Below are 11,673 nucleotides of genomic sequence, written 5' to 3' on the forward strand. Positions count from 1 at the left end.
TCCGCAAGGCGGGCGCTGTCAATCGGTTATTGTCCGTACAAACCCCGATAGAACGAAAAAAGGAGCCACCCCATGACCCGATCCTCCGAACGCGCGCCGGCCGCGGGCGGCGCGCGCGAAGCGCGTGGCCAGGCCGCGGCGCCGGACGGCGATGCCGGCGGCCCGCGCTACAAGAGCATCTATCAGCAGCTGGCGCAGGACATCGGCGCCGGCCGCTATCCGGTCATGACCCTGCTGCCGACCGAACACGAGCTGTGCGACCAGTTCGGCGCCAGCCGCCACACCATCCGCGAGGCCATCCGCATGCTGACGGTGGCCGGCATGGTGTCGCGCCGCCCGGGGGTGGGCACGCGCGTCGAGACCGCCCACGCCAGCACCCGCTTCACGCAGCGCATCTCGCAGTTTCCGGACCTGTTGCAGTACGCGCGCAACGCCGCGCTGCTGGTGCAGGACGTGCGCACGGTCAAGCTCACCAAACGGCTGGCCGAAACCCTGGGCGCCGAGCCCGGCCAGCCGTGGCTGCACATCAATTCCATCAAAACGCTGGGCGACCAGGACACGCCGGTGGCGTGCACGCTGATCTATGCCGATCCGGCGCATTCCGACCTGCGCGCCGACATCCAGCCGCGCATCTCGCTGCTGCGGCTGATCGAAGATCACTTCGGCAACCGCATCCACGAGGTCAACCAGGAGTTCTCGGCCACGCCCATCGCGGCCGGGATCGCCAGGCAGCTGCAGGTGGAGCCGCAGACGGCGGGCTTTGTCATCACCCGCCGCTACTACGGCGGCGGCGGGGTGCTGCTGCTGGCCACCATCACCACCTTCCCGCACGACAAGATGAAGTACTCGATGTCGCTCAACGTGGCGTAGCGGCCTCGTAGCCGTAGGCGGCGCGCGCCGCCGCGGCGCTGATCTTGTCGTCGGCCAGGTCGCGCTCGATGCGGGCGCGCGAACGCTCGGCCGGCGCGCCATAGCCGCCGGCGCCCGGGGTTTCGATGCGCACGCTCTCGCCCGGCGCCAGCGCGATGTTGGCGGTCTTGGAGAACAGCTCTTCCTCGGCCGGGGTGCCGAAGTTGCGCACCAGCCGCGCGCGCCGGCCATCGGCGCCGCCATCGACGCCGGCGGCCACACCCACGGTGTGGCTGTCCGAGCGCGCCGAGAACACGATGCCCGGTCCGACCGCGCGGATCTGCTTGGCGATGCCCATGCCGCCGCGGGTGCGGCCGGCGCCGCCGGAGTCCTGGATCATGGCGTACTCGTCCATCAGCAGCGGGTACTCGTTCTCCAGCGCTTCCACCGGCAGGTTGGAGGTATTGGTCATGTGCACGTGCACCGCGTCCATGCCGTCACTGTCGAAGCGCGCGCCGGCGCCGCCGCCCAGCGTTTCCAGGTAGACGAAGTGGCCGGCGCGCTCGCGCCAGCGGCCCGAGAACACGATGGCCGGGCAGCAGTCGTTGCTGGAGGCCATGGTCTTCTCCGCCGGCAGCAGCCCGCGGAACGCGCCGAAGATGGCGCCCGCGACCTTCTGCGCGGTGATCGAGCGCGCGCCCACCGCCGCCGGATGCTCGGGGTTGGTGATGGTGCCCACCGGCGCCGATACGCTGATCGGGTCGAACAGGCCGGCGTTGGGCGCCAGGTCCGGATCCAGCAGCGCCTTGACCGCGTAATACACGCAGGCCCGCAACGCGTTGAACGGCAGGTTCATGGCGCCGCGCGCCTGCTTGCCCGAGCCCTCGAAATCGAAATGCAGCCGGTCGCGGCTGACCGTCAGCGTCACCTGGATCGGCACCGGATCGCCGCCCATGCCGTCGTCATCCAGGTCGCTGCGGAAGGTGTAGCTGCCCTGCGCCAGCTCGCCGATGCGGTTGAGCAGGCGGCGCCGGGTATAGGTGATGACGTCATCCACCGAGCGCAGCACGGCCGCCAGGCCCATCTGCCGGATCAGGCCCTGCACCGCGGCCGCGCCGCGGCGGTTGGTGGCCATCTGCACGCGCAGGTCGAGCACCCGTTCCTCGGGGTCGCGGGTGTTGGCGCAGATCAGGCGCAGCATGTCCTCGTCCACCTCGCCGGCGCGCGCGATGCGGCAGGCGGGGATGCGGATGCCTTCCTCGAAGATCGACTTCAGGCCGCCGGCGATCGAGCCGGGCACCGCGCCGCCGACGTCCGAATGGTGGGCGATGTTGGCGGCGAAAAAGCGCAGCGTGCCTTCCCAGAACACCGGCGTGACGATGTTGATGTCGGGCAGGTGGCTGCCATCGGCCAGATAGGGGTCATTGCAGATGAACACATCGCCGTCGCGGATCTGGTCGACCGGGAAGGCGCGCAATATCGCGCCCATGGCGCCGTCCAGCGACCCCAGGTGCAGCGGGATCTGCGTGCCCTGCGCCACCAGCCGGCCGGCGGCGTCGAACAGCGCCACCGAGCAGTCCTTGCGTTCCTTGATGTTGGTCGAGAACGAGGCCCGCACCAGCGTGTTGTTCATGTCTTCGGTGATCGACAGCAGGCGGTTGCAGAACACCTCCATGCCGACCGGGTCGGCCAGGGCCACGCCCGCGTCGTGACTGGTTTGATTGGCTTCATGGGCTTCACGCATGGGAGCCTCCTTGCAAACGGATGATCAGGTTGCCGTAGGCGTCGACCTCGACGTCCTGGCCCGCGCCGACCACGGTGGTCGAGCTCATTTCCTCCAGCAGCGCCGGGCCGCTGAAGCGCACCCCGGTGGGCACGCGGTCGCGGTCATAGACCGGCGTGTCCAGCCAGCCGTGGCGCTCGCCGAAATAGGCGCGGCGTTCGCCGATGCGGGCGCCGTCCAGCGTGCCATCGACCTGGCGCGGCGCCAGCGGCGCCTTCACCACCTGGCCCACCGCCTGCATGCGGCAGTTGATGATCTGCACCTTGCGGTCATCGACCGTGTAGCCGTACTCGCGCTCGTGCGCCTCGGCGAAACGGCGCGCGAATTCGGCGTAGCCGTCGGCACCGGTGTCGTCCAGCGCCACCTGCACCTCGAAGTTCTGGCCCTCGTAGCGCGCGTCGATGGCGCTGCGGTACAGGCGCAGCGCCGGCTCCACGCGTTCCTCTTCCAGCCAGCGCTCGGCCTGATCGCGCAACCCGTCGAAGATCGCCGAGACGCCGTCCCAGCTTTCCGCGCTGGCCAGCGAGATCTCGCTGCGCACGAAGTCGAACGAGATGTCGCTGAGCAGGATGCCGCGCGCGCACATGGTGCCCGGCTCCTGCGGCACGATCACCGTGGGGATGCCGCATTCCTCGGCCACCTCGACCGCGTGCAGCGGCCCCGCGCCGCCATAGGCATACAGGGCGAATTGCGACAGGTCGTAGCCGCGTTCGGTCGACACGGCGCGGATGGCGCGGCTCATGTTGGCCGCCGCGATGCGCAGGATGCCTTCGGCCGCCGCCTCGCGCGTCAGGCCCAGCGGCCGCGCCACGCGTTCGTCGATAACCTGGCGCGCGGCCTCGGCGTGCACCGGCATGCGGCCGTTCAACAGCGCCACCGGATTCAGGCGCTGCAACGCGATCTCGGCATCGGTGATGGTCGGCTCGCTGCCGCCGCGGCCGTAGCCCACCGGTCCCGGCACCGCGCCGGCGCTGTGCGGCCCGACCTTCAGCGCGCCCGCGTCATCGAGCCAGGCGATGCTGCCGCCGCCCGCGCCGATCACGTGGATGTCCACCATCGGCGTCTTCACCGGATAGCCCGCCACCTGGCGATGCGAGGTGAACAACGGCCGGCCATCGCAGATCAGCGACACGTCGGTGCTGGTGCCGCCGACGTCGAACGTCACCAGGTTCAGGCTGCCGATGGCGCGGCCCACGGCGGCCGCGCCCACCACGCCGGCGGCCGGCCCCGACAGGCAGGTGCGCACCGGATACTGGCGCACCGTGGCGATCGACATCAGGCCGCCGTTGGAGTGGATGGTGTGCGGCTCGTGGCCGATGTCCAGCTCGCGCACGCGCTGCAGGAATCGCTCCAGGTAGCGCGCCATCTTCGGCCCCACCGCCGCGTTCAGCACCGTGGTCGACAGGCGCTCGTATTCGCGGAACTCCGGCAGCACGTCCGACGACAGGCTGATATAGGCGTCGGGCATCTCCTCGGCCACGATGCGCGCGGCCTGTTGCTCGTGCGCGGGGTTGCGGTAGGCATGCAGGAAGCAGATCGTGACCGCGTCGATGCCGGCGGCGGCAAAGCGCCGCGCCGCCGCGCGCACCGCGTCCGCATCCAGCGGCGTCAGCACCTCGCCCTGCGCATTGACGCGCTCGCCCACCTCGGCGCGGAACTCGCGCGGCACCGCCACCGGCGGCTTGCCGACGCTGTAGTCGTACAGGTGCGGCCGCGTCTGCCGGCCGATCTCCAGCACGTCGCGAAAGCCTTGCGTGGTGATCAGGCCGACGCGCGCGCCCTTGCGCTCGATGATGAGGTTGGTCGCGACCGTGGTGCCATGGCCCACGTGCGACACCTGCGACGGCGAAACGCCATGGTCCTTGAGCATCTGCCCGATGCCGGTGGCGATGGCTTCCGACGGATCGGACGGTGTCGACGGCACCTTGTGAAAATGCACGATGCCTTGATCTTCGTCGATCATCGTGAAGTCGGTAAACGTGCCTCCGACGTCTATCCCTATGCGATACATGCTTGTGCTTCCCTGAAAGAAAAGAAGGGCGCGGCGGCGCTCAGTCCAGCTTGATGCCGGCCTGCTTGACCACGCCGCACCATTTGTCGATTTCGCTCTTGATCATGGTGCCGAAGGCCGGGCCGGCCACGTCCGAGACCTGCGCGCCCTGTTGTTCCAGATAGGTCTTCATGGCGGGCGCGTGCAGCGTCTGCACCAGCGCGTCGGTGAGCTTGGCGCGCAGCGGCTCGGGCAGCTTGGCCGGCGCCAGCATGCCGAACCACACCATGGCCTCGTAGCCGGGATAACCGGACTCGGCCACCGTCGGCACGTCGGGCAGCATGGGCGAGCGCTGCGGCGAGGTCACCGCCAGCGCCTTGATCTTGCCGTCCTTGATGTACGGATAGGACGTCATCACCACGTCCATCATCATGTTGATCTGGCCGCCCACCAGGTCGATCAGCGCCGGACCCGAACCGCGGTAGGGCACGTGCACCATCGACACGCCGGCGGTGCTCTTGAACAGCTCGGCGGCCAGATGGTTCGATGTGCCCTGGCCATTGGAGGCGAACGAGTATTTCTCGGGCTCCTTCTTGAGCAGCGCCACGAATTCCTGCAGGTTGTTGGCCGGCACCGACTTGTTCACCGACATGACGTTGGGAATGGTGGCGACGACGGTCAAGGGCGTGAAGTCCTTGACCGGGTCGTAGGGCAGCTTGGTGTACACGCAGGGCGCGCTGCCATGCGTGCTGACCGAGCCCATCAGGATGGTGTAGCCGTCGGCCGGCTGGCGCGCCACGTACTCGGTGCCGACGGTGCCGCCGGCGCCCGGGCGGTTCTCGACGATGACGTTGGCCGACAGGCGCTGGCCCAGGCCTTCGGCGACCTTGCGCGCGATCAGGTCGGTGGACCCGCCCGCCGCGAACGGCACCACGATGCGGATCACCTTGTCGGGCCACTCGGCGCGGGCCGGTAGCGCGGTGGCGGCCAGCGCGGCCGCCCCGAATGCAAGACAGCAACTGCGAATGAACGCTGCGTTCATGACTTCCCCTTGTTGATAGAACTTCCTTGCGGCCCGATCATGGATGTCGGACCTGAGAGGCTTTGCCTCGGGTTCACTGCAACAACGGGAACATCCTAGGCCTGGCCGGCGCGCGCCAGCAGTCCTGACGGTTTATATTGATATAGATGCCATTTATAGGTGGGCGGCGGTGAAGAATCCGGACCTGAATCTGCTTCTGCATTTCGACGCGCTGATGGGCTGCCGCAACGTGTCGCGCGCGGCCGAGCAGCTGGGCATCAGCCAGCCCGCCATGAGCGCCGCGATGAACCGCCTGCGGCAATTGTTCGGCGATCCGCTGCTGGTGCGCGAAGGCGGCGCCTGGCAGCCGACGCAGCGCGCGCACGAGCTGCACCAGGGCTTTCTGCCGCTGCTGGAGAGCTGGCGCCGCGCCACCCGCACGCGCGAGGTGTTCGACCCCGCGCACTCGGCCCGCAGCCTGTCGTTCTACGCCACCGACTACGTGCAGTACACGCTGCTGCCCAAGCTGATTCCACGGCTGGCGGTGGACGCGCCGCACTTCCAGCTGCTGATCGTGCCGGCGCGGCCGCAGCACGGCCTGAGCATGCTGGACACCAATCACGTCGAGTTGATCGCCGGCTATTTTCCGGATCCGGCGCCGGACCTGCGCACGCGCTTCCTGTACCAGGAACCGGCGGTGTGCATCGTGCGCGAAGGCCATCCCTGTCTGCGCAAGCGCTGGAACCTGGATGCCTATCTCAGCTATGGGCACCTGGACCTGGCGGCCCACACGCGCTATTTCAGCAAGGCCATCGACCGCATCCTGATGGGGCAGAACCGCAGCCGCCGCATCGTCGCGACACTGTCGAGCTACATGGTCTGTCCGTTCATCGTGGAAGCCTCGGACCTGATCGCGACGATGCCGGTGAGCATCGCCAAGGCCATGTCAGGCAGCGCGCGCATCGTGACGCTGAAGGCGCCGCTGAGCCTGCCGGCGATCACCGTGTCGCTGTACTGGCACGAGCGCTACCAGGACGATCCGGCGCATGCGTGGCTGCGGCAATACCTGGCGGGCGTGCTGGGGTAGCGGCGCCCAGCGCTTACTTCAACGGCATGCAGATGCGCGTCTGCAATTGCGCCGGCGGCGTGGTGCGCGGGTCATTGAGGTACTGCTCGAACATGGGGAAGTCGGCCGGCACCATGCCGCTGCCGGGCAGCCATTCCGAGAACATCCAGTTATAGGGCTTGTCCATCTCGTTGTACGGGCCGGTGTAGGTCAGCATCGCGCAGCGGATGGCGGGGATCTCGAAGCGTTCCAGCTCGTCGCCCAACACGGCGTCGGGCGCGACCGACATGCCGGCCATCGAGCGCAGCTGGGCCGGCGGCACCTGCTCGGGATCGTCGAAATACACGCCGAAGCCGATGGCCTCGGGACGCGCCAGGCCGCGGCTGCCGGCGAGCATGAAGGCGCGGGTGAAGACCGGGCCGATTTCCTGGTAGCTGCCACGGTGCGGCAGGGCGGCCAGCACGGCGCCGGGGAAGGTTTCGATGGTGATGGGATACATGCCTAGCTCCTTGGGGTCGAAGGGTCGGGAGCGGGCCGCGCGGTAGCGCCCCGGCGAGATGCCGAAGGTCGCGCCGAACGCGCGGTTGAAGGCGGCGTCCGACTCATAGCCGGCGCGCTGCCCCACGTCACGCAAGGAATCCCCGGTACTGCCCAGCGAGACGGCCGCGCGGTGCATGCGGATGCGTTGCACGGTGGCGTTCACGGTTTCGCCCATCACGGCGCGGTAGACGCGGTGGAAGTGGTAGGGCGAGAGGCAAGCCAGGTCGGCCAACCGGTACAGGTCGGGGTCGGCGTCGGGGTGGCTGGCCAGCCAGCGCAGGACGGGGTCCAGGCGGTGGGCGTAGGTGGTGCGAGTTTGGGGTTTCAAGTGCGTGGCTCCTTGGGGAGCAATGTAGGCGGGCCTGGTTTGCAGATTTTGCGGTTTTTTTCTTTGGGTTGGGCGGTTGTTGTTGCTGGTGGGGAGTGGGGTTCTTTAGACGCCCGGCACGCCGGGGCGAGGGGATGCGGGGCTACGATTGCGGTCCGGAGCGTCCGCTCCGGACTGCCCCATCCTCATCCTCGTCCGCCTTCGGCTCCCTACGGATTCCGTCGGGCGCATCTACACGCCCCGCATCCCCTCGCCCCGGCGTGCCGGGCTCTTGTTGATTTCACTTCAAGGGCGCTGGTGGGGAAAGCGAGTTTTCCACAGGGGCTCGTTTTTCTGTGCAACGGGCCGGCTGTGGATAAGTGCTTGGCGGGTTTTCAGTAGCCGCGGGCGGGGTCGTAGATGTTGGGCAAGGCCTCGCCGCGTTCGTTGGCGGTGATGAGCCAGGCGGTGTGGCGGGCGCGTTCCTGGCGGTCGGGGATGGCGGCGCAGTGCGGGGTGATGATGATTTGGGGGTGGGTCCAGAGGGGGGACTCGGGGGGCAGGGGTTCGGGGTCGAAGACGTCGAGCAATGCCTGGTGCAGGTGGCCGCTGTCGAGGGCGTCGAGGACGTCCTGGGTGACCATGTGGGAGCCGCGGCCGGCGTTGATGAGACTGGCGCCGCGGGGGAGGTGGGCGAAGGTGTCGCGGTTGAGGATGCCGCGGGTGGCCTCGGTGGCGGGCAGCAGGCAGACCAGCAGGTCGGTCCGGGACAGGAATTCGGGGAACTGTTCGGGGCCGGCGTAGGACGGCAGGCCGTCGGGCAAGGTGGTGGCGCCGCGCGACCAGCCGCTGACGGGGAAACCGACTTTGGCCAGCAGGCGGGCGGCGGCGATGCCGAGGTGGCCCAGGCCCATGATGCCGACGCGCACGTCGGCGGCCACGCGCAGCGAGTCGTACAGCTCCCAGTGGCGGCGCGCCTGCTGGTCGATGGCGCGTTTGAGGTCGCGGGTCAGCATCAGGGCGCTGGTCAGCACGAACTCGGCCATCTCGGTTTCGGTGCGCGGGGTGACCATGCGGGCGATGCGCAGGTGGCGCGGCCAGGCGGGGTCCGAGACGATGTGGTCGACGCCGGCGCCGGCGCTGATGATGAGCTTGAGGTTGGGGAAGGTGGCCAGGCGGCCGTGGTCGGGCGCCCAGACCAGGGCGTAGTCGATCGAGGCGGGGTCGACGTCGTCGAACCAGCTGACGATCTCCAGATCGGGCGCGTGGACCCTGAATTGTTCGCGCCATTCCGCCATGGCCGATTCGCCGCCAGACCTGATGATGAGCCGCATGCCTCGCCTACTCCGTTAAGGGCGCGCGCGCCCTGGGTGTGATCGGCGCCTTGCCGTCCGCGACGCGCGCAGCGTCGCGGACGGCAAGGCGCGCCTGTCCTCAGCGTTCGACCGTGCGGTTCCAGCGCGCGTTGAAGGCGGGACGGGTGGCGTTGATCTGGTCCCAGTCCAGGATCTTGGCGTTGGCCATGTAACCCTGGAAGCGCTTGAGCGCCTCTTCGCTGCCGGCCGGCGGTTGAACGTTCTTATTGGACGGGAAATGGCCGCCCATTTCCAGTGCCTTGGCCTGGGCCTGCGGCGACAGCAGGTACAGCGCCAGCTTCTGCGCCAGTTCCGGCTCGCTGTTCTTGGCGATGACGCACTCGGCCACCATCAGGATCACCGAGCCTTCCTTGGGTTGGGCGTATTCCACCGGGATGTCGCGCTTCTTCAGGCGGGCAATGGCTGTGGGCGTCAGCGGGAAGATGGCGGCTTCGTTGGACTGGATCATCTCGGCCAGCTTGGCCGAGTTGGGGATGTATTCCAGCACGTTGGGGCCGATGGTGGACGGCCACTGCTTGAAGCCGGGCTCGGTGTTCTGGTCATTGCCGCCCTGGATGCGATTGAACATCAGGAAGCCGTGCAGGCCGAAGGTGCTGCCCGAGGCCGACTGGAACACCACCTTGCCCTTGAACTTGGGATCGGCCAGGTCCATCCACGAGGTCGGCGCGGCCCAGCCTTTCTCCTTGAACAGGCGGGTGTTGTAGCCCAGGCCGGTCATGCCGATGTCGATGCCGGCGGCCATGCGGTCCTTCATGACGGCGGTCGGGTACAGGTCCTTGAGCACCGGATCGTCGTTGAGCGGCTCGCACAGGCCCATGGAAATGGCGCGCGCCATGATGCCGTCGTCCAGGAACATGACGTGCATCTGCGGCTTGTCCTTGAAGGCCTGGGCCTTGGCCAGCACGTCGGTGGAGGTGCCGGGCACCACCACGATCTTGACGTTGTTGGCCTTCTCGAAATCCGGGAACACGTACTGCGTGAAGGCGCGCTCCATGTCGCCGCCGTTCATGCCGACGTACAGCGTCTTCTGCTGCGCCATGGCGCCCGCCGACAGCGCGGCCAGCGCCAGGCCCAGCAGCCACTTCCCCTTGGACGGGCGGCGAACGCCCTGTTTCTTGTGCATCATGGTGACTCCAGCGTTTGCTCACGAACAGGCCCCAACCGAGGCACGGCGCCGTGAGCGGCCCCCGTGTATCGTCCGATGCCGAAGGCGTCGATGGGAATGGAAGACCGGCCGTTTACGACCAGTTCGGAAAGCACTTCGCCCACGGCCGGGCCGATCTGGAAGCCCGCGCCCGACAGGCCGAAGGCATGGAACAGGCCCGGCACGGTGGCGCTGGGGCCCAGCACCGGGTTGTGATCGGGCATGTTGCCCTCCACCCCGGTCCAGAAGCGGATGACCTGCGCGCCGCGCAGCGGCGGCAGCAGGCGTTCGGCGTTGGCCATCAAGGTGCCCAGCGCCTCGCGGCCGGGACGGGCAAGATCGGGGCCGGAAGACACGGCGCGGCCGCCGCCGATGACGCAGTTGCCGCGCGCCACCTGGCGCGCGTAGATGCCGCCGCCCTGCATGCCCAGGCTGACGTCCATGAACAGCGGCAGCGGCTCGGTCACCATCATCAACGGATGGATCGCGGTCTCCGGCACGGTCTCGCCGAAGTCCTGCGCGAAGCGCCCGGCCCAGGCCCCGGCGCAATTGAGCAGGAAGCGCGCGCGCACCTCCAGCGCGTCGCCGGCGCGCAGCACGAAACGCTCGCCGTCGTGGATGGCCTGCGTGACGGTAGTGCCTTCGCGCACGTCGGCGCCCAGCGCACGGGCGGCGCGGCCGAAGGCGGGCGACACCAGGCGCGGGTTGGCGTGGCCGTCCTCGGGACAGAACGAGCCGCCCACCACGTGCGCGCCCAGCCAGCCGAAACGCCGCGCCAGCGCGGCGCGGTCCAGCATTTCCAGGTTCATGCCGAAGCCGCGGGTCTGCGCGCGGTAGGCATGCAGGGCCTGCAGATCCGCGTCGGAACAAGCCAGCTTCAGGTGCCCCGAGCGCACGTATTCGCCGTCGATGCCGATCAGCTGCGGCAGCTGGCCCCAGAGTTCATGCGCGCGGCGCGCCAGCGGCATCTGCTCCAGGCCGCGGCCCTGGCGGCGCACGCCGCCGTAGTTGACGCCGCTGGCGCGGGCGCCGCACAGCGCGGCCTCCAGCAGCACCACCGGCACGCCCAGCCGGCGCAGGAACAGCGCGGCGCTGCCGCCGACGATGCCGCCGCCGAGAATGGCGACTTCGGTGTCGATGCGTTCGGTCATGGCGCTGCCTTTGCGGAACGATCCTGGCAGACGATATCCACGGGAATGGGCTTGACCGGCGGCTGGCCGCGCAGGCGGCCGACCGCGTCGGGTCCGGCGCCGCAGGCGTGCGCCAGCACTTCGGCCGCGCCGGCGCCGCACATGCGGCCCTGGCAGCGGCCCATGCCGACGCGCGTCAGCGCCTTCAGGCGGTTCAGTTCGTGCGCGCCGGTGCCGTGGACCGCCGCGCGCAGCGTGCCCGCGGTGACTTCCTCGCAGCGGCACACCACGGTGTCGTCGGCGATGTCGGCGGCCCAATCCTCGGGAAACGGAAAGGCTCGCTCCAGCGCGTCGCGCACGCGGCCGTTGGCGGCCAGGCGGGCTTCGAGCTGGCGCGCCCGCTGCGCCGGCTGCGCATGCCCCGCATCTTCCAGCAGGGCCAGCGCGGCGCGCTCGCCGGCCAGCTC

General features: G+C 69.0%; 10 protein-coding genes. 2 read left to right on the top strand and 8 right to left on the bottom strand.

What is annotated here, in order from left to right:
• Positions 1-72: 72 nt before the first annotated feature.
• On the top strand, positions 73-870 hold the full coding sequence (locus H0523_RS21920) for a GntR family transcriptional regulator (protein WP_054431068.1): 798 nt from the start codon (positions 73-75) through the stop codon (positions 868-870).
• Here H0523_RS21920 and H0523_RS21925 read toward each other — a convergent pair.
• Genes H0523_RS21925 through H0523_RS21935 form a run of 3 tightly spaced genes read right to left on the bottom strand, consistent with a single transcriptional unit; the run spans position 857 to position 5,664 of the window.
• Positions 857-2,593 (bottom strand): hydantoinase B/oxoprolinase family protein, encoded by a 1,737-nt coding sequence (locus tag H0523_RS21925; RefSeq protein ID WP_054431067.1) that lies wholly within the window; start codon positions 2,591-2,593, stop codon positions 857-859. The two genes, H0523_RS21920 and H0523_RS21925, sit on opposite strands and share 14 nt — an antisense overlap.
• Complete coding sequence (locus tag H0523_RS21930) at positions 2,586-4,643, bottom strand: hydantoinase/oxoprolinase family protein (RefSeq protein ID WP_054431066.1); 2,058 nt, start codon at positions 4,641-4,643, stop codon at positions 2,586-2,588. Before H0523_RS21930 ends, H0523_RS21925 begins: the two co-directional genes overlap by 8 nt.
• A 40-nt stretch (positions 4,644-4,683) precedes the next feature.
• Entirely contained in the window at positions 4,684-5,664 is a 981-nt protein-coding gene (locus H0523_RS21935) for a Bug family tripartite tricarboxylate transporter substrate binding protein (RefSeq protein ID WP_054431065.1), read from the bottom strand.
• Positions 5,665-5,833: 169 nt separating this feature from the next.
• Here H0523_RS21935 and H0523_RS21940 point away from each other — a divergent pair, with 169 nt between their 5' ends.
• Positions 5,834-6,730, top strand: a complete 897-nt coding sequence (locus H0523_RS21940; RefSeq protein ID WP_225856519.1) for a LysR family transcriptional regulator — start codon at positions 5,834-5,836, stop codon at positions 6,728-6,730.
• A 13-nt stretch (positions 6,731-6,743) separates the two neighbouring features.
• Here H0523_RS21940 and H0523_RS21945 read toward each other — a convergent pair whose 3' ends face one another.
• From H0523_RS21945 to H0523_RS21965, 5 genes are all read right to left on the bottom strand, one after another.
• Entirely contained in the window at positions 6,744-7,577 is an 834-nt protein-coding gene (locus H0523_RS21945; RefSeq protein WP_054431064.1) for an AraC family transcriptional regulator, read from the bottom strand.
• A 374-nt stretch (positions 7,578-7,951) separates the two neighbouring features.
• Positions 7,952-8,890 (bottom strand): 2-hydroxyacid dehydrogenase, encoded by a 939-nt coding sequence (locus H0523_RS21950; RefSeq protein WP_054431063.1) that lies wholly within the window; start codon positions 8,888-8,890, stop codon positions 7,952-7,954.
• A gap of 100 nt (positions 8,891-8,990) precedes the next feature.
• Complete coding sequence (locus H0523_RS21955) at positions 8,991-10,058, bottom strand: ABC transporter substrate-binding protein (RefSeq protein WP_054431062.1); 1,068 nt, start codon at positions 10,056-10,058, stop codon at positions 8,991-8,993.
• Complete coding sequence (locus tag H0523_RS21960; protein ID WP_054431061.1) at positions 10,055-11,227, bottom strand: NAD(P)/FAD-dependent oxidoreductase; 1,173 nt, start codon at positions 11,225-11,227, stop codon at positions 10,055-10,057. Before H0523_RS21960 ends, H0523_RS21955 begins: the two co-directional genes overlap by 4 nt.
• Positions 11,224-11,673: (2Fe-2S)-binding protein (locus H0523_RS21965; RefSeq protein WP_180180143.1), on the bottom strand; the 450-nt coding region annotated here is incomplete at its 5' end. The genes H0523_RS21960 and H0523_RS21965, both read right to left, overlap by 4 nt.

The organism is Achromobacter insuavis (genome assembly GCF_902859645.1).
GTDB classification, from domain to species: domain Bacteria; phylum Pseudomonadota; class Gammaproteobacteria; order Burkholderiales; family Burkholderiaceae_B; genus Achromobacter; species Achromobacter insuavis.